Origin of the sequence: Nocardioides pocheonensis (genome assembly GCF_003725535.1) — a bacterium.
GTDB lineage: Bacteria > Actinomycetota > Actinomycetes > Propionibacteriales > Nocardioidaceae > Marmoricola > Marmoricola pocheonensis.
In genome coordinates this window covers 1-16,953 of sequence record NZ_RJSF01000044.1, presented here as the reverse complement: position 1 = coordinate 16,953, position 16,953 = coordinate 1, and the positions used below count along the sequence as shown (strand labels likewise).

Sequence of the window (16,953 nt, the reverse complement as noted above, 5' to 3'; positions counted from 1 at the left end):
GAGATGACCGAAAGGGGTGGATTCCGTCGCGTCTAGCGGCACCTCGACCGCCGGAGACGGCGGGCACAATCACCCCATGACCGAGCGCACCCGGATCCGCCGCCTGCCGGAGAAGTCGGTCGAGGACGTCGGCGTGCTGCACGCGATCCTCGACGCCGCCCGGGTCGCGCACGTCGGGCTCGTCGACGGGGGCACCCCGGTGGTGGTGCCGGTGGGGTGCGCGCGTGACGGCGACCGGCTGCTGCTGCACGGCTCGACCGGCAGTCGCCTGTTCCGGGGCCTCGCCGACGGTGCGGAGGTGTGCGTGACGGTCACCCTGCTCGACGGCATGGTGCTGGCCAGGTCGGCGTTCGAGTCCTCGATGCACTACCGCTGCGCGATGCTCTTCGGCACCGCGACCGAGGTGCCCCGCGAGGAGAAGGCCGCCGCCCTGCGGGCTATGTCCGAGGCCTGGCTGCCGGGTCGGTGGGACACCCTGCGACCGCCCACCGCGAAGGAGCTGGCCGCCACGACGGTGCTCGCGCTGCCGCTGGCCGAGTGGTCGGTGAAGGTCAGCGACGGGCCGCCGGAGGACCCGCCCGAGGATCTCGACGCGCCCGTGTGGGCGGGCGTCCTGCCCATCGTCACGGCGTACGGCGACGCGGTGCCGGCACCGGACCTGCGGGGTGACCCGAAACCCTGGACGCCGCGTTTCTCCTAGCCCCGTCGGGAGGTCCCGTCCGGGTCTTCGTGGGACGACTCCGGTCCCCTGGCCTCGAGACCTCCGGGGGTGGGCGGGGTCCGGGCTGCGGGCGTCTCGCCGGGTTTCGAGGCGGTTGCTGCGCAACCGCACCTCAACCACCGGTGGGTCGTCCAGCCGTCTCGCAGGGGCAAAACCGGCTCAGCCGCGATCCGGCCGCGATGTAGCGTGCGTCCATGTCCGAGCACCCGCTGTCCGCAACCGCCGCCCTCGAGCAGGTGACGGGACAGCAGGCCTGGGCGGTCGTCCGGCTGCGCGACAGCGACACGGTCACCCTGGTCGGCGGCCCGCTGGTGGCCGCGGACCGGCTCGTCGACATCCCGCTCCCCGAGGGCGTCCCGGAGCCGGGCCGGCGGTTCGACACCCTGGTCGCGGTGCCCTTCCGGCAGATCGCCGAGCGCGGGTTCGAGGTGCACGACGACGGCACGCCGCTGGCCGTCGTACGGGTGGAGACCGAGGTCGAGGTGCCCCTCGACGAGCTCGTCGCAGCCCTGCCGCAGGACACCGTGGAGTTCACCGACCGGGGCGGGTTCGAGACCTCCGACGAGGCGTACGCCGAGACGGTGGCGCGGATCATCGCCGACGAGATCGGCAACGGCGAGGGCGCGAACCTCGTCATCGGCCGGCACTACCGGGCCCAGCTCGCCGACTGGGGCCCGCAGACGGGCGCCGCGAAGGCCCTGAGCGTGCTGCGCCGCCTGCTCGAGAACGAGCGCGGCGCCTACTGGACCTACTGCTTCTGGACCGGTGACCGGTTCCTCATCGGGGCCTCGCCCGAGCGGCACGTCAGCGTGCACGCCGGCGAGGTCCGGATGAACCCGATCTCCGGCACGTTCCGGGTTTCGGCAGGCTCAACCAGCGGAGGCCGCTCGACCACCGGAGGCCGCTCGACCACCGGGGCTGGCGAGGTCGAGCGCACCGAGACCGCCGAGCAGCGCAAGGCCCGCCTGCTGCGGTTCCTGGCCGACGAGAAGGAGATCTACGAGCTCTTCATGGTCGTCGATGAAGAGCTGAAGATGATGTGCGACATCTGCCACGAGGGCGGCCAGGTGCTCGGGCCGTTCCTCAAGCCGATGACCCATCTCGTGCACACGGAGTACCTCCTCGCCGGACGCACCCGCCTCGACGTGCGCGAGGTCCTGCGGACCAGCATGTTCGCCGCCACCGTGACCGGGGCGCCGGTCGAGAACGCCTGCCGGCTGATCAAGCAGTACGAGACCGAGGGCCGGGGCTACTACGCCGGCGCCCTCGCGCTGCTCGGGCGCGACGAGACCGGCGCACCGACCGCCGACTCCCCGATCGTGATCCGCACCGCCGAGGTCTCTGCCGGCGGTGCCCTCAAGGTCACGGCCGGCGCCACGCTCGTGCGCGACTCCGACCCGGCCTCCGAGGTCGCCGAGACCGCCGCGAAGGCGGGCGGGATCCTCAGCGCGTTCGGGCTGGTGCCGCCGGCGTCCGGCACGCCCGCGGAGATCGCCGACCTCGCCCGCGACGAGGACGTGCTGATCGCGCTCAACTCCCGCAACCAGCGGCTCTCGAAGTTCTGGCTGACCGACCAGTCCGGGGCGGCCCCGGCCGCCGACCTGACCGGCCGGTCCGTGGCGATCCTCCACGGCGAGGACGACTTCGCGAACATGCTCTGCCACGTCTTCGCCGTGCTCGGCATGAAGCCGAGCGTCATCCGGCACGAGGACTTCGTGCCCGGCGCCTTCGACGCCTTCGACCTCGCCGTCGTCGGTCCGGGGCCCGGAGACCCGCGCGACGGGTCCAGCCCGAAGATCGCGCGGTTCCGGGCCGCCGTCGAGGGCCTGCTGGAGTCCGGCAAGCCGTTCCTCGCCGTGTGCCTCGGCCACCAGGTGCTCTGCGACCGGCTCGGCATCCCGCTCGCCTACAAGGACATCGTCTTCCAGGGCACGCAGTCGACCGTCTCGATCGGCGGGTCCCCGCAGCCGGTCGGCTTCTACAACACCTTCGTCGGGCGGGTGGGTCCACAGGACGCGTTGCCCGCGGGCGTCTCCGTGGAGACCGATCCCGCGACCGGCGACATCCACCTCGTCGCCGGCCCGCACTTCCGGGGCGTGCAGTTCCACGCGGAGTCGATCCTCACCGAGAACGGCGTGGACATCCTGCGCGACCTCCTGCTGCAGCTGCTCGCCCCTGCCGGCGGCTGAGCTTGCGCGACCCGCGGGTGCTCGTGGTCGACCACCACGACTCCTACACCTGGAACCTCGTGCACCTCGTCGCGGCGGTCACCAGCCGGCTCCCCGACGTGGTGGAGCACGACGAGGCGGGCGTGCTCGACGCGGCGCGCGACTACACGCACCTGGTCCTCTCGCCCGGTCCCGGCCACCCGGCGAACCCCGCGGACTTCGCGCTCGGCCCCGACGTCTTCCGGCTCGGGCTACCCGTGCTGGGCGTGTGCCTGGGCATGCAGGCCCTCGTCACGGCGTACGGCGGGACGGTGGAGCGGGTCGAGCCGGCCCACGGTGAGGTCGCCGAGGTGGTCCACGACGGCAGCGGGGTCTTCCGCGACCTGCCCAGCCCGGTCGCGATGGTGCGCTACCACTCGCTCGCGGCGACCGCGGTGCCCGACGACCTGCGCGTGACCGCGCTCGCCGGCCCGGTGGTGATGGGCGTGGCGCACCGTGCCCTGCCGCTGCACGGCGTGCAGTTCCATCCCGAGTCGGTGCTCTCCGAGCACGGCGAGCAGCTGGTGCGGAACTTCCTGGAGATCACGTGAGCGCGCTCGAGGACTTCCGCCGGATCGCCGAGTCGCACGACCGGTGCTTCTGGCTGGACGGCGGTGGCTCGCAGCCGTGGTCGGGCCGCCGCTCGATCATGGGCTGGCTCGACGAGGACGACCTGTCGCTGACCTACGACGCGACCCGGCGGGTGGTGGTCGAGCACCCGTCCGGTCGCGTCGTCGGCGACGACGTCTTCGCGGTCCTCCAGCAGCACCAGGACGGCGACCCGGACACGCACTGGGTCGGCTACCTCGGCTACGCGGCCCGGCCGGACCTGCCGGCCCGGTCGATGCCCGGCGTACCCGACGCGGTGTGGATGCGCACCCGCTCGGTGCAGCTCACCGAGGAGCCGGGTCGAGTGCTGAGACGGTCGCCCGGGCAGCCACCTGAGCACTCGACCCCACCCTGGTACGCCGACGCCTTCGCCGCGGTGCAGGAGCAGCTCCACGGCGGCAACTCCTACGAGGTGAACCTCACCTACCGCACCCAGGAGGCGTCGGGCAGCGACCCGGTCGACGTCTACGGCCGGATGCGCAGCACCAACCCGGCGCCGTACGCCGGCGCGCTGCGGCACGGGGACACCTGGCTGCTCTCGGCGTCGCCGGAGCGGTTCGCGACGATCGACCGCCACCGCCGGGTCGAGACCCGGCCGATCAAGGGCACCACCCCGCGTGGCGCCACCGCCGAGGAGGACGAGGACCTGCGCCGCCGGCTGGCGACCGAGCCCAGGTTCCGCGCCGAGAACCTGATGATCACCGACCTGCTGCGCAACGACCTCTCGATGGTCTGCGAGCCCGGCACGGTGGCGGTGCCGCACCTGATGGAGGTCGAGTCCTACGCCACCGTGCACCAGCTGGTCACGACCGTGACCGGGCAGCTGCGCGCCGACGTCGGCACCGTCGAGGCGCTGCGCGCGCTCTTCCCGGCCGGTTCGATGACCGGGGCGCCCAAGCTGCGCACGATGCAGGTCATCGACGCGGTCGAGGACTCGCCCCGCGGGGTGTACGCCGGTGCGTTCGGCTGGATCTCCGGCGACGGCCGGGCCGACCTCGGCGTCGTGATCCGCTCGCTGTTCCGTGCCGGCGGAGGAGCATGGACGCTCGGCACCGGCGGCGGCATCACCGTGCACTCCGACGTCGACGAGGAGTGGGCCGAGACGCTGTGGAAGGCAGACCGCGTGCGCGCTGCCCTCGACGAGGATCACCAGAAGCCGTAGATCGGCCCCACGAAGAAGAACGCGACCAGCCCGAGCGTGTTGTTGAACCCGTGCGCGAGGACGGCGGCCCACAGCGAGCGGAAGCGCAGCTTCAGGACGCTGAACAGGACGGCGTCGAGGGCCACGACGAGCACGCCGATCAGCCCCTGCTCGCTGTGCAGGATGCCGAACAGCAGCGACGTGAACGCGACCGCGACCACGGTGCCGGCCCGCCCGGGGCCCACCACCTCGGCGATCCGGACCTGCAGGTAGCCACGGAAGACGGTCTCCTCGCCGAGCGCGGCCAGCGTCCAGGTGGCCAGCAGGTACGCCGCCAGCAGGCCGAGACTCCCCTGCAGGTCGGCGAAGCCGCTGAGATCCTGCTTCGTCCCGGTGACGTGGTTGAGGACCGGCATGAACACGCCGAGCTGCAGCACCGACCAGACCATCATCACCACGAGCACCTGACCGGCCATCCGCCACGGGTGCGGCACCCGCCGGAAGCCCAGGCTCGCCGGGCCGGGGCGACGGACGACCAGGGACAGGGCAGCCAGGCCGAGGACCAGGACCGTCGGGATGAACAGGTCCAGCACCACGATGAGCGTCGCGACGACCACCTCGATCGCGGCGATCACCACCCAGACGCGACGATGCCGGTCCCTCGTGCCGTTGCGGGGCGCCACGTCGGGTGCAGGGGCGAGCTTCACGTCCGCTGTCCTCGGACGAGCAGCCACGCCGTGGCTGCCTGGACGATGCCGAGCACCCCGATGACAGCGGCGACGACCGGGGACGCGTCGAGGTCGCGCGCGGCGCTGACGACCATCAGCGTGAGGATGCCGAGGCTGATCGAGGCCATCGCGGTCAGCACGATCGGGGCGAGGCGCGCGCCCCAGGCGCTCCCGCGCCGCAGCAGTACGCCGGCCAGCGCGCTCGCGGGCAGGAAGAACGCCAGGTCGAGCACGTGGACGGGGTTGGTCAGCAGCCCGGTGTCCTGCAGCTCCTGCGAGCGCGTGCCGTCGACCATCGCCGGGAGGTCCTGGGCCACCCACATCAGCGCGAACAGGGCGGCGGTGCCGAGCAGCAGCAGCGACGCGAACCGGGTCAGGCGCGAGCCGCTCGGCCGCACCGGCGTGGAGGCCTCGCTGGTCAGGAAGCCGCCGAGGGCCCAGACGGACGCACCGAGCACGGCGACGTACACCAGGAACAGCGGGCCGAAGTGCACGGCGAAGGCGTAGATCGCATAGGCGTACGCCGCGTAGACGACCGTCCCGGCCCAGGCGAGCGCGGCCGGCCGGGAGCCTCGCGCCGCGGCGTACGCGAGGACGAGCAGGACGGGCAGCACGACGAGGTTCGCGATGTCCTGACCCACGGCCTGCGCCTGCCAGTTGGGCGTCTCGTCGGCGTAGACCCGGTCCACCAGGATGCCCGCGAGACTCGCGGCGATGCCCAGGAACCCGATCGGCACGGACAGCCGGAGCCACCACGGTGGCCGGATCGCGGGGGACGGCGGTGCGGGGGACCGCAGTGCGGGTCGGGGACGGTCGAGCGTGGTCATGGTGGAACCCCTTTCGTCCCCACGCTGCCGCGCCGCGCGCCGCGACGACAGGTGCGAGCGTCACGCACCTGCGGGACGAACGTCCGGTCTGCTCGGACCAGGAATCCCGGCCTAGGAATAGCGCGCGACGAAGCCCGCGAGGATCTTCGGCGGCTCGGTGACCACGGCGCCGCGCACCCGGTCGATGATCTCGTCCATGGTCTCCGGCGGGTAGTAGCCGTAGTGCTGGTAGATCCGGATCCGGGCCACGATGCCCTCCACGTCCAGCTCGGGGTGGAACTGCGTGGCGTAGAGGTTGGTGCGGACGCGGAACATCTGCACGCGACAGGTCGGCGAGGACGCCAGCAGCACGGCCCCGGGGGGCACGTCGCGGCAGGCCTCCTTGTGGCCCACGAACGCGTCGAACGTGTCCGGCAGGTCGGCGAGCACCGGGTCGGCCCGGCCGTCGGCGGTCAGCGTGACCGGTACGGCGCCGATCGGCTCGCCGTACGTCCGGTCGACGACCGCACCCTGGTGCACGCCGAGCGTGCCGACGCCGTAGCAGGCGCCGAGGAACGGGAAGTCCCGCGCCACCAGCTCGTCGAGGAGCCCGCGCAGCTCGGCCTCGACGCGACGCTGGGTGGGCGACTTGGCGTCCTCGGGGTCACTGGAGTCGAACGGTCCGCCCCCGAGCACCACGCCGGCGTACCGGTCGAGGTCGAGCGCGGGCATCGGTGCGGCCTCGAGGCGCACTCGGTGCAGCTGCGGTTCGTCGAGGCCGCCGGCACGGAGCATCGCGGCGTACTCGTCGTCGGCAGCCTGGTCCTCGGCGCGGGTGGCGATCAGCAGGAACGGCTTCACGGGAGACATCGTCCCGTGCGCGTGGACCGAGCGGGCAGTCGCGTCCGTTCCGGGGTGGATGCGACCGCCCGCCCGGCAGCCGGGGGCGGCTCAGGAGGCCGACGTGGTGGCGTCCGAGCCGAGCGTGGCCGTCGTCGTCTGCGTCTTGCCGTCGCGCAGGTAGGTCAGCGTGACCTGGTCACCCGGCCGGTGGCCCCGGATGGTCGCGACCAAGGACTCGGAGCCGTCGATCACGTCGTCGTCGACCTTGGTGATCACGTCGCCCTTCTGCAGCCCGGCCTTGTCCGCGGCACCGCCGCTGTCGACGGTCTGCAGCTGTGCGCCCTGGGTGAGGGTGTTGCCCTGCACGTCGGAGACGCTCACCGCGAGGCGCGCGTGGGTCGGCTTCTGCCCGTCGATGATCTGGTTCACGATCGGCAGCACCTCGTCGATCGGGATCGCGAAGCCCAGGCCGATCGACCCGCCGCTGTCCGTCGAGCCGTCCGCGGTGCGGATCGAGGAGTTCACCCCGACGACCCGGCCGCTCATGTCGACCAGCGGGCCGCCGGAGTTGCCGGGGTTGATCGCGGCGTCGGTCTGGATCGCCGGGTAGGTGGTGCTGAGGTCGGCCTGGCCCTGCTGTTGCTGCTGGCCGAAGCCGGGGAACTGCGGCGCCTGCTCCTCGGCGGTGGACACCGAGACCGGGCGGTTGAGCGCGGAGACGATGCCGGTGGTGACCGTGGAGTTCAGCCCGTACGGCGAGCCGATCGCGACCACGGACTGCCCGACCCGGAGGTCGGAGGACTTGCCGATCGTCGCCGGCGTGAGGCCGGAGACGCCCTCGGCCTTGATCACCGCCATGTCGGTCACCTTGTCGGTGCCGACGACGGTGGCCTTCGCGGTCCTGCCGTCGTTGAAGTTCACGGTGATCGAGCCGCCGTCGGCGGCCAGCGACACGACGTGGTTGTTGGTGAGGATCGTGCCGTCGTCCTTGAGCACGATGCCGGACCCGGAGCCCGAGCCCGACGAGCCGCTGACGTTGATCTTGACCACGGAGGGCAGCACGGTCGCGGCTACCTTCTCCACGGACCCGGTCGGAGTGACGGCGGCGTTGGACGCCTTGACGGGTCCCGACGCCGACGAGGTGACCGTCGAGTCGTCGCCCTTCACCGCGTCGTACGCCGCCGCCCCGCCGACCCCGGCCGCCCCTCCCACCAGGAGGGCTCCCGCCAGCACGGCCGCCGTGAATCCTCCGGGTCGACGCGCGGTTGCGGCCGCGGTCTCGGAGGCGGGCTGTTGGAACGGCGGCAGGGGGCGGGTGTGGCCGAAATCCGGCGCGGCCGGGGTCGGGGACTCGGCGGACCAGGATCCTGCTGCGGCCTCGCTCGCGGCGCCCTGCGACGAGGCGCCGTGCTCGAGACCTTCGGACTGTCCAGCCGGGGGATTCTGGGAGTCGTGTGCGGGGTTGTTCTGGTCCGTCATGTCACCGATCGTGCCGAGCGATCCTGAGAAGTCCTTGTGACGCCGCTACGACCGCGCCAAGACTTGGCCGGCCTTCACGCGCCGGCCCGTCGGCTCATTCCGGCGCCCCCTCGGGCGGCGACGGCTGACCGGGGACGGTCAGCCAGAACGCGGCGCCCGCACCACCAGGAGCGGAGCCCGCCCGGACGTCGCCGCCGTGCCGCTCGGCGATCGACCGCACGATCGAGAGCCCCAGCCCCGAGCCCGGCATGCCCCGCGACTCGGCCGAGCGGTAGAACCGCTCGAACACGTGCGGGAGGTCTTCGGGCGAGATGCCCGGCCCCTCGTCGGCGACCATCAGCGTGCCGTGCTCGAGCGTCACCGTGACGACCCCGCCCTCGGGGCTCCACTTGGCCGCGTTGTCGAGCAGGTTCGTGATCGCCCGCTCGAGCGCGTCGGCGTCGCCGGTGACCCACCAGGGTGAGGTCTTCACCGCGAACTCGACGTCGGCGCGGCGGCGTACCCGGGCGACCGCCTGGCCCAGCACGGCGGTGAGCTCGACCGGCTCCACGGTCCGCGACACCGGCTCGTCGCGCGCCAGCTCGACCAGGTCGCCGACGAGCGTGGTCATCTCGTTGATCTGGGCGCGGACGTCGCCGAGCAGCTCGGCCCGGCTCTCCGCGGAGAGGCCCGACGAGGCGTCGGCCTGGACGAGCAGGTCGAGGTTCGTGCGCAGGGACGTGAGCGGTGTGCGGAGCTCGTGCCCGGCGTCGGCGACCAGCTGGCGCTGCCGGTGCTGGGAGGCGGAGAGGGTGTGCAGCATGCCGTTGAACGACTGCGCCAGGCGCGCGAGCTCGTCGCTGCCCTCGACCGGGATCGGGTCGAGCCGCTGGGTGCGCGCGATGTCCTCGACCGCTTCGGTGAGGCGGCGGACCGGCCGCAGGCCGTTGCGGGCCACCGCCCATCCGGCCAGGCCGGCCGTGATCATGCCGGCGGCGCCGAAGAGCAGCATCACCAGGCCGAGCCGGTCGAGCATGCGGTCGGTGGACTCCATCGACTGGGCGAGCACGAGCGCCTGGCCGTCCCCCGCGGGCACGGCGACGACGCGCCAGCGCTCGCCCTGGTTGTAGACCGTGCGGGCCGATCCGTCGGAGTCGCCCTGAGCGACGGCGATCTCGCGGCTGCCGACGGCGATGGCGTTCTCGCCGGCCTTGTAGACCCGCACCGGGTCGGAGCTGGCGTCGACGTAGGTCATCCGGACCAGCGACCAGGAGGGCACGCTCTGCTGGGCGAGGGCGTTGAGCGTGTTGGTCTTCGCGGCGGCGTACGCGCGCCCGCGCAGCGACTCGTCCAGCGCCCCCACCGCCTGCGCGCGCACGGTCGCGTACGCCGCGAAGGCGACCGCCGACACCGCGAACCCCACCGCGAGGGTGCTCAGCAGCGTGACCCGGCTGGCCAGGGAGCGCCGGTAGTGCAGGCCGCCGCCCAGGCCGTTGACCAGCCCGCTCGCGGGCCGGGGCGTGGGCCCGAGAGCGGGCTCCGTGCCGGCGGGGGGCTCGAGCGGGTCGGTCACGGGTTCTCGCGCAGGACGTAGCCGACGCCGCGCACGGTGTGGAGCAGTCGCGGCTCGCCCTCGGCCTCGGTCTTCCGGCGCAGGTACCCGACGTACACCTCGAGGCTGTTCGCGGTGGTCGGGAAGTCGAAGCCCCAGACCTCCTCGAGGATGAACGACCGCTCCAGGACCCGGCGCGGGCGCCGCAGGAACAGCTCGAGCAGCGCGAACTCCGTGCGGGTCAGGACGATCGGGCGGTCGCCGCGGCGCACCTCGCGCGAGGCGAGGTCCATGGTCAGGTCGGCGAACTCGAGCCGCTCGTCGGGCGACGTGCCGGACTCCGGCGCGGCACGCCGCAGCAGCGCACGCAACCGGGCCAGCAGCTCGTCGAGCGCGAACGGCTTGGTCAGGTAGTCGTCCGCGCCGGCGTCGAGGCCCTCGACCCGGTCGCCGACCGCGTCGCGGGCGGTGAGCACGAGGATCGGCACCTGGTTGCCCACCGAGCGCAGCGCCCGGGTGGTCTCGATGCCGTCCAGGCGCGGCATCATCACGTCCATCACGATCGCGTCCGGGTTCGTGGCGCTGATCCCGGCCAGGGCGGCGGCGCCGTCCTCGGCCAGAGACACGTCGTAGCCGTTGAACTCCAGGGAGCGACGCAGGGACTCGCGCACCGCCCGATCGTCGTCGACGACCAGCACGTGCGGCTTGGTCTCGGGCTGCGCGTTCACGGCCCAAGCCTGCCACCCGCGGCTGAGCCTTTGCTGAGACCCCGGGGACTGTCGCCGGTCGAGGTGCGGTTGCGCAGCAACCGCCTCGAGACCCGTCAGGCCAGCTTGCCGGCGGCCTCCGTCGCCAGCTGCCCGTAGCGGCCGCCGAACAGCGCCGCGTGCACGAGCAGCGGGAAGAGCTGGTGCAGCGGCTGGCGCTCCTGCCACCCGTCGGCCAGCGGGTGGACCTCGTGGTACGCCGCCTGCACGCGGGCCAGCTGGGGCAGACCGAAGAGCGCGAGCATGGCCAGGTCGGTCTCCCGGTGGCCGCCGTGCGCCGCGGGGTCGACCAGCACCGCGTGGCGCTCGGCCGTCCAGACGATGTTGCCCGCCCAGAGGTCCCCGTGGAGCCGGGCCGGCGGCTCCGGCGGACCGGCCAGGTCGACGATCCGGCGGACCACCGACTCGACCGCCGCGACGCCCGGGGGCTCGATCCGGCCGCGGTCGGCGGCGAGCTTGAGGTAGGGCAGGATCCGTCGTACGGCGAAGAACTCCGGCCAGGTGTCCGCCGGCCGGTTCGGGAGCGGCAGGGTGCCGATGAAGCCGTCGTGCTCGGCGCCGAACGTCTCCGCCCCGCTGGCGTGGAGCGGAGCGAGCATCCGGCCCAGCGCCACAGCCCCCTCGGGCGAGGGCCGGGTCGGCTCGATCCAGGCGAGCACGATGCAGTCCTCGGTCACGCCGAGCACCTCGGCCACCTCGGCGACGCCCGGCTCGGCCAGCCAGCGCAGACCGCGCGCCTCGGCCTCGAAGAAGCCCTCCGGGGCGTGCGGTCGGGTCTTGATCAGCGCGGAGCGGCCGTCGCTGAGCCGGAGCCGGGTGGCCGTGCAGACGTCGCCGCCCGCGACCGGCGTCGTGGAGACGACGGCCGCTCCGAGCAGCTGCTCCGCACGATCCGCGAGGGTCCGCATCCGGGCCATGCGTCCATCCTTCCGGTACGCCGGGTCACCTGACCAGTCCGAGCTCCTCGACGAGGTGGTGCGCGGTCCGCTCGACGATGGCGAGGACCTCGTCGAACCCCTCGGGGCCGCCGTAGAAGGGATCCGGGACGTCGGGGACGTCCTCGGGCCGCGACGCGGAGACCTCCGGGTCGTAGCTCCGGAACAGCCGCACCCGGTCGTGCCGGTCGGCGGGCAGCTCGGCCAGCACGTCGGTGAGGTTCGCGTGGTCCATCACCAGGATCAGGTCGTGGTCGTGCCAGTCGGGCCCGAAGTGGCGCGCCCGGTGCCGGCTGGCGTCGTAGCCCGAGGCGGTGAGCACCGCGGCCGCGCGCGCGTCCATCGGCTCACCGACGTGCCACGTGCCGGTGCCGCAGCTGGTGACCTCGACCTCCCGGGACAGGCCGGACTCGGCGAGGAGGCCGTTGACCACCACGTCGGCGATCGGGGAGCGGCAGATGTTGCCGAGGCAGACCACGGCGACCCGGTACATCGCGCCGCTCAGGACGCGTCGGGCAGGAGCGCCTCGACGACCATCGAGGAGATCGAGATGACGATCGCGCCGAAGACCGCGGTCCAGAAGCCGTCCACGTGGAAGCCCAGGCCGAAGGTGTCGGCCACCTTGCTCGTGAGCAGCAGCATGAGTGCGTTGATCACGAGCAGCATGAGGCCGAGGGTCAGGATGATCAGCGGCAGCGACAACAGGCTCACGATCGGGCGCACCACCGCGGTGATCACCCCGAAGATCGCGCCGACGACGAGCAGCGTGCCGATCCTGCCGCCGGTCGTGTCCGCGGTGAGCGTGATCCCGTCGAAGAGCCACACCGCGACACCGAGCGCAGCCGCGTTGACCACCAGCCAGAGCAGGAGCTTCATGGCGGCGACTCTATAGATCAGGTCCCGGACCTTGGGGCGACGCTCAGCGCGCGTCGATCGACTCCACCAGGGACCTCTCCGCGCCGGCGAGGTGGGCCTCGAGCTCGGCCTCCGCCTCGTCGAGGTGACCGCGCTCGAGCAGCCGGAGCAGGTCGCCGTGGGAGTGCGCCTGCTCGCGCACGTTGCCCCGGGCGCGATCGAGGCCGGCGAGCGCGAGCCGGATCTCGGCGTACAGGGTCTCGGCGGCGGCGATCAGCCGCGGCGACTCGGTGAGGCCGGTCAGGGCGCGGTGGATCTGCAGGTGCGCGGCGGTGAGCTCCTGCGGCGTGGCGGGAGTCTGGGCGAGCTGGTGGAACTCGGTGAGCGCGGACCGCAGGGCGTCGCGGGCCTGCTCGGAGGCGTCGTTCCAGCGGCGTACGCCGGCGGTCTCGAGCACCGCCCGGGCCCGGCAGACGTCGCGGATCTCCTCGGACGAGACGGCGTGCACCACGGTGCCCTTGTTCGGCACGCGGTCGGCCAGGCCCTCGGCGACCAGGTGGCCGAGCGCCTCGCGCACGGTGCTCCGGGCGACGCCGAGGGAGTCGGCGAGGGCCACCTCGCGCAGCGGCGTGCCGGGGTCCAGCTCGCCCTCGAAGAGGGCCCGGCGCAGCTCGTCGGCGACCCGGTCCACCACGCTGACCGGCTCGACGTGCAGGTGGGCGAACGCGTCCTTGGCTGCCATCTCGCGTCGATTGTCCGACAAAGGTTGCGCGCGGAGCGGGTGAGGCCGCACAATCTGAGATTGTCCGACAATCAGGCAATCATCGGGACGGGATGCGTGGAGACGAAGAGCAGGGTGCGGGCCGGGGAGCTCGCCTGGGGCGGGGAGTACCTGATGGTCGAGCCGGAGCACTTCCGGGTCGACTACGCGATCAACCCGTACATGGACCCGCGCGACCAGCCGGACCCGGCGGCCACGCGTGACCAGTGGAGCGCGATCGCCGAGGCGATCGGTGCGGCCGGCGGGCGCGTCGAGGTCCTCGGGCAGCGGCCCGACGCCCCGGACATGGTCTATGCGATGAACCTCGGGCTGCCCTTCATGGGCGGTCCGACCGGACGCCTCGCCGTGCTCTCGCACATGCGGTTCCCCGAGCGGCGGATGGAGACGGAGTCCGCGCACGCGTGGTTCGCCGACCGGGGCTACACCCTCCACCGGTTCGGCAGCGACGGCGTCGGCGCCCACTTCGAGGCCGGCGACGCCTTCGCCTGGCGCGGCGAGCTCGTCGTCGGGTACGGCCCCCGCACCGAGCGGCTCGCGCTCAAGCACCTGGCCCACGAGCTCGACATCACCGTGCGCGGCGTACGGATCACGCACCCGGGGATGTACCACCTCGACCTGGCGTTCTGCCCGCTCGACGAGACCCGCGCGATGGTCTGCCCGGACGCGTTCGACGCCGCCTCCGCCCGCACCCTGCTCGGGCTCGTGCCCGACCCGCTGGTGCTCACCGAGGCCGAGGCGATGACCTTCTGCGCGAACTCCGTCGTGGTCGGCCGCACCGTGATCATGCCGGCCTGCCCCGACCGGGTCCGCGGTCAGCTGGAGGACTGGGGGTTCGAGGTCGTGATCGTCGGCGTCTCGGAGTTCCTCAAGGGCGGCGGCGCGATCCGCTGCCTCACCAACCCCCTCGACGTCACCCTGGGCCGCGACCTCCGGACTCGTTGAGTTGGGGGTTCGTCCCCGTTGAGTTGGGCCTTGGTGCCCGTCGAGTGGGGAGTTGGTTCCGTGCTGTCGTCGTACGCCGGGCACGAACCCCCGACTCGATCGGCACGAACTCCCCACCCGACGGGAACGAACACCCAACTCGACGGGCGGGTCAGGTGAAGGTCGGGGGCTCGACGGCGAGGTGGTCGCGGCGGGCGGACTGGGCGAGCACGATGCCGGCGACCACGGCCACGCAGCCGAGGATCGCGACCGGCCCCAGCGACTCGTGGAACCACGCCCAGCCGAGCGCGGAGACGCCGATCGGCTCGAGCAGGGCGATCACCGTGACGGTGGTGGCCTTGACGAACGAGAGCGCGAACAGCTCGGCGAAGAACGGCACCAGCGTGCCGAGCACGACCACCCAGCCGAGCACCAGCCAGAGCGGGACGGTGTGGGCGTCGAGTGCGCCGCGGAGCGAGACGTGGCGGGCGAGCGGGCCGGCGTCGAAGCCGGTGATCGGCGTGATCACGTTGAGCGCGATCGTCGCGACCCCGAAGGACCAGAGGATCACCCGCAGCGGGTCGAGCGAGCCGACGCCGGCCTCGCCGATGAGGAAGTAGCCGGCGAAGCAGATCGCCGCGGCCAGGCCGGCGAGCACGCCGACGCTGTCGAACTTCGCGCCCTTCCAGACCTCGGTGGCTGCGGCGAGACCGACGACGGCCAGGACCAGCCCGAGCCACAGGCGCGGACGGACCTGCTCGTGCTGGCCGAACCGCGCCCACAGCGCGACCAGGACCGGCGCCTGGTACTCGAGCAGCAGCGCCATCCCGACCGGGAGCCGGTCGATCGCGACGAAGTAGGTCCACTGCAACGCAGCGACCCCGACGAGACCGTGGGTCACGACGAGCAGCAGGAGCCTGCCCGGTGGCGGTCGCAGCGCGCTGCGCCGGAAGCAGGCGGCGACGGCGAGCAGCACGAGGAACGTGCACGTCACCCGGATCGTGGTGAGCATCGCCGGCTCCACGCCCGATCTCAGCGCAACGCGCGAGACGCCCGCGTTGACCGTGAAGCAGGTCGCGCCCAGGACCACGAGCCCCACGCCGACGGCCGGGCTCCGCGTGCTCACCGCCGACACTCTAGGACGTCCACGGAGAGGCCCGGACGCCCCGCCCTGCTGCGCGCCGCGCGGTTCGTCCCGCCCTCTCCTAGTGTTTGGACCGTGAGCACACCCACTCCCCGCCCGCGGGCCACCGTCGCCACCATCCCGGCGTACGTGCCCGGCAGGCCACCTGCCGCCCGCGAGGGCATGACCACCTACAAGCTGTCGTCGAACGAGAACCCCTTCCCGCCGCTGCCCGGCGTGGTGGAGGCGGTCGCCCGGGCCGCCGAGCAGATGAACCGCTACCCCGACATGGGCTGCGTCGCCCTGTACGACGCCCTGGCCACCCGCCTCGACGTCGCGCCCCAGCAGCTGGCCGCCGGCACGGGCAGCGTCGCGGTGCTCTACCACCTGCTCCAGGCCTACTGCGACCCCGGCGACGAGGTGGTGTTCGCCTGGCGGTCGTTCGAGGCCTACCCGATCGCCGCCTCGGTCGGCGGCGCGGTCGCGGTGCAGGTGCCGGTGACCGCCGACGGACGCCACGACCTGGACGCGATGGCGACGGCGGTCGGTGAGCGCACCAAGGTGGTGCTGCTCTGCACGCCGAACAACCCGACGGGCCCGGCGCTGACCCACGGCGAGGTGGCGGGCTTCCTCGACCGCGTTCCCGGCCACGTGCTGGTCGTCCTGGACGAGGCGTACCGGGAGTTCGTGCGGATGGACGATCCGCTCGACGCCCTGGCGCTGACGAGGCAGCGGCCGAACGTGGTGGTGATGCGCACGTTCGCGAAGGCCTACGGGCTCGCCGGCCTGCGGGTCGGCTACCTGGTCGGCTCCGTGGAGGTGGCGACCGCCGTACGAGCCTGCTCGCTGCCGTTCGGGGTCTCCTCGATCGCCCAGGCGGCCGCCGTCGCGAGCCTGGCCGCCGAGGACGAGCTGCTCGAGCGCGTGGAGAAGATCGTCGCCGAGCGCTCCCGCGTCACCGCCGCCCTGGCCGAGCAGGGCTGGCAGCTGCCCGAGGCGCAGGGCAACTTCGTCTGGTTCCCGGTCGGGGACCGTGCCCTCGAGCTCGCCGCGGCGGCCGAGGAGGCCGGGATCGTGGTCCGGCCGTTCGCCGGTGACGGGGTGCGCGTCAGCATCGGCGAGCCCGAGGCGAATGACCGCCTGGTCGAGGTTGCCGGCCGTTCGGTCAATTGACGTCGTCGACCTCCCGCGGAGGTTGGGGGAGCGCCCGTTTCGATCCTGCTGGTCAGGGTTTGCACGCCTTTGCTGGGCCACCGCCGAGGCGCCGCGGTCTAGCCCGCGCGGCCGGTTCACCGAACGGGCTATTGCTGCGCGCCGTGACGCAGTCCTTTGCTGACCGGAGCGAATCCCCTTGGGGGCAAGGGGAAACGCGTCCTGGCCAGCGGTCCGCTGGCCAGGACGGAAATCCGATTCGGGGCCCGGACCACAGGCTCATACCCGGTCCGGGCCCGGTCGCCGTCGCCGATGGGGGCACCACAGATGAAGAAGCACAAGTCCGTTGCGGGA

General features: G+C 72.8%; 17 protein-coding genes. 6 read left to right on the top strand and 11 right to left on the bottom strand.

Going from position 1 to position 16,953, the window contains the following annotated elements; translation table 11 throughout:
* Window positions 1-76: 76 nt before the first annotated feature.
* From EFL26_RS17290 to EFL26_RS17275, 4 genes are all read left to right on the top strand, one after another.
* Window positions 77-700 carry a pyridoxamine 5'-phosphate oxidase family protein gene (locus EFL26_RS17290; protein ID WP_123224168.1) on the top strand — a complete coding sequence of 208 codons (624 nt, stop codon included), beginning with the start codon at window positions 77-79 and terminating at the stop codon, window positions 698-700.
* Window positions 701-915: 215 nt separating this feature from the next.
* Window positions 916-2,910, top strand: coding sequence for an anthranilate synthase family protein (locus EFL26_RS17285; RefSeq protein WP_123224167.1), 1,995 nt, complete (start codon window positions 916-918; stop codon window positions 2,908-2,910).
* Between the two features lie 2 nt (window positions 2,911-2,912).
* Window positions 2,913-3,479 (top strand): anthranilate synthase component II, encoded by a 567-nt coding sequence (locus tag EFL26_RS17280; protein ID WP_123224166.1) that lies wholly within the window; start codon window positions 2,913-2,915, stop codon window positions 3,477-3,479.
* Window positions 3,476-4,699 carry an anthranilate synthase component I family protein gene (locus EFL26_RS17275; protein ID WP_246000249.1) on the top strand — a complete coding sequence of 408 codons (1,224 nt, stop codon included), beginning with the start codon at window positions 3,476-3,478 and terminating at the stop codon, window positions 4,697-4,699. The genes EFL26_RS17280 and EFL26_RS17275 overlap by 4 nt, the downstream gene beginning before the upstream one ends.
* Here EFL26_RS17275 and EFL26_RS17270 read toward each other — a convergent pair.
* The 10 genes from EFL26_RS17270 to EFL26_RS17225 all read right to left on the bottom strand — a co-directional run bounded on the left by EFL26_RS17270 (window position 4,684) and on the right by EFL26_RS17225 (window position 13,364).
* Window positions 4,684-5,385, bottom strand: a complete 702-nt coding sequence (locus EFL26_RS17270) for a CPBP family intramembrane glutamic endopeptidase (protein WP_123224165.1) — start codon at window positions 5,383-5,385, stop codon at window positions 4,684-4,686. The two genes, EFL26_RS17275 and EFL26_RS17270, sit on opposite strands and share 16 nt — an antisense overlap.
* Entirely contained in the window at window positions 5,382-6,233 is an 852-nt protein-coding gene (locus tag EFL26_RS17265; RefSeq protein WP_123224164.1) for a hypothetical protein, read from the bottom strand. Before EFL26_RS17265 ends, EFL26_RS17270 begins: the two co-directional genes overlap by 4 nt.
* A gap of 111 nt (window positions 6,234-6,344) precedes the next feature.
* Entirely contained in the window at window positions 6,345-7,082 is a 738-nt protein-coding gene (locus EFL26_RS17260) for a glutamine amidotransferase (RefSeq protein ID WP_425464113.1), read from the bottom strand.
* Between the two features lie 81 nt (window positions 7,083-7,163).
* On the bottom strand, window positions 7,164-8,534 hold the full coding sequence (locus EFL26_RS17255) for a S1C family serine protease (RefSeq protein ID WP_123224162.1): 1,371 nt from the start codon (window positions 8,532-8,534) through the stop codon (window positions 7,164-7,166).
* 94 nt (window positions 8,535-8,628) lie between these two features.
* Window positions 8,629-10,086: a sensor histidine kinase gene (locus tag EFL26_RS17250; protein ID WP_246000248.1), complete on the bottom strand. Its 1,458-nt coding sequence runs from the start codon at window positions 10,084-10,086 to the stop codon at window positions 8,629-8,631.
* Window positions 10,083-10,793 carry a response regulator transcription factor gene (locus EFL26_RS17245; RefSeq protein ID WP_246000247.1) on the bottom strand — a complete coding sequence of 237 codons (711 nt, stop codon included), beginning with the start codon at window positions 10,791-10,793 and terminating at the stop codon, window positions 10,083-10,085. Before EFL26_RS17245 ends, EFL26_RS17250 begins: the two co-directional genes overlap by 4 nt.
* Window positions 10,794-10,888: 95 nt before the next feature.
* A complete protein-coding gene (locus EFL26_RS17240; RefSeq protein WP_123224161.1) occupies window positions 10,889-11,749 on the bottom strand; it encodes a fructosamine kinase family protein in 861 nt (286 codons plus the stop codon).
* Window positions 11,750-11,774: 25 nt separating this feature from the next.
* Window positions 11,775-12,260 (bottom strand): low molecular weight protein-tyrosine-phosphatase, encoded by a 486-nt coding sequence (locus EFL26_RS17235; protein ID WP_123224160.1) that lies wholly within the window; start codon window positions 12,258-12,260, stop codon window positions 11,775-11,777.
* An 8-nt stretch (window positions 12,261-12,268) separates the two neighbouring features.
* Window positions 12,269-12,643 carry a phage holin family protein gene (locus EFL26_RS17230; RefSeq protein WP_123224159.1) on the bottom strand — a complete coding sequence of 125 codons (375 nt, stop codon included), beginning with the start codon at window positions 12,641-12,643 and terminating at the stop codon, window positions 12,269-12,271.
* Window positions 12,644-12,686: 43 nt separating this feature from the next.
* Window positions 12,687-13,364, bottom strand: a complete 678-nt coding sequence (locus EFL26_RS17225; RefSeq protein WP_123224158.1) for a GntR family transcriptional regulator — start codon at window positions 13,362-13,364, stop codon at window positions 12,687-12,689.
* Between the two features lie 60 nt (window positions 13,365-13,424).
* Between EFL26_RS17225 and EFL26_RS17220 the strand changes: the two genes are divergently transcribed.
* Window positions 13,425-14,345, top strand: coding sequence for a dimethylarginine dimethylaminohydrolase family protein (locus EFL26_RS17220; protein ID WP_246000246.1), 921 nt, complete (start codon window positions 13,425-13,427; stop codon window positions 14,343-14,345).
* A 151-nt stretch (window positions 14,346-14,496) separates the two neighbouring features.
* On the opposite strand, the gene EFL26_RS17215 is transcribed toward EFL26_RS17220, so the two are convergent.
* Window positions 14,497-15,450, bottom strand: a complete 954-nt coding sequence (locus EFL26_RS17215) for an EamA family transporter (protein ID WP_183408239.1) — start codon at window positions 15,448-15,450, stop codon at window positions 14,497-14,499.
* Window positions 15,451-15,543: 93 nt separating this feature from the next.
* Here EFL26_RS17215 and hisC point away from each other — a divergent pair, with 93 nt between their 5' ends.
* Window positions 15,544-16,620: a histidinol-phosphate transaminase gene (gene hisC, locus EFL26_RS17210; RefSeq protein WP_123224156.1), complete on the top strand. Its 1,077-nt coding sequence runs from the start codon at window positions 15,544-15,546 to the stop codon at window positions 16,618-16,620.
* Window positions 16,621-16,953 lie beyond the last annotated feature (333 nt).

Excerpts from the sequence above, each read along its gene's own strand:
- EFL26_RS17255 (WP_123224162.1), bottom strand. The coding sequence starts at position 8,534 with ATGACGGACCAGAACAACCCCGCACACGACTCCCAGAATCCCCCGGCT.
- EFL26_RS17290 (WP_123224168.1), top strand. The coding sequence starts at position 77 with ATGACCGAGCGCACCCGGATCCGCCGCCTGCCGGAGAAGTCGGTCGAG.
- EFL26_RS17240 (WP_123224161.1), bottom strand. The coding sequence starts at position 11,749 with ATGGCCCGGATGCGGACCCTCGCGGATCGTGCGGAGCAGCTGCTCGGA.
- EFL26_RS17225 (WP_123224158.1), bottom strand. The coding sequence starts at position 13,364 with ATGGCAGCCAAGGACGCGTTCGCCCACCTGCACGTCGAGCCGGTCAGC.
- EFL26_RS17230 (WP_123224159.1), bottom strand. The coding sequence starts at position 12,643 with ATGAAGCTCCTGCTCTGGCTGGTGGTCAACGCGGCTGCGCTCGGTGTC.
- EFL26_RS17285 (WP_123224167.1), top strand. The coding sequence starts at position 916 with ATGTCCGAGCACCCGCTGTCCGCAACCGCCGCCCTCGAGCAGGTGACG.
- EFL26_RS17265 (WP_123224164.1), bottom strand. The coding sequence starts at position 6,233 with ATGACCACGCTCGACCGTCCCCGACCCGCACTGCGGTCCCCCGCACCG.
- EFL26_RS17260 (WP_425464113.1), bottom strand. The coding sequence starts at position 7,082 with ATGTCTCCCGTGAAGCCGTTCCTGCTGATCGCCACCCGCGCCGAGGAC.
- EFL26_RS17235 (WP_123224160.1), bottom strand. The coding sequence starts at position 12,260 with ATGTACCGGGTCGCCGTGGTCTGCCTCGGCAACATCTGCCGCTCCCCG.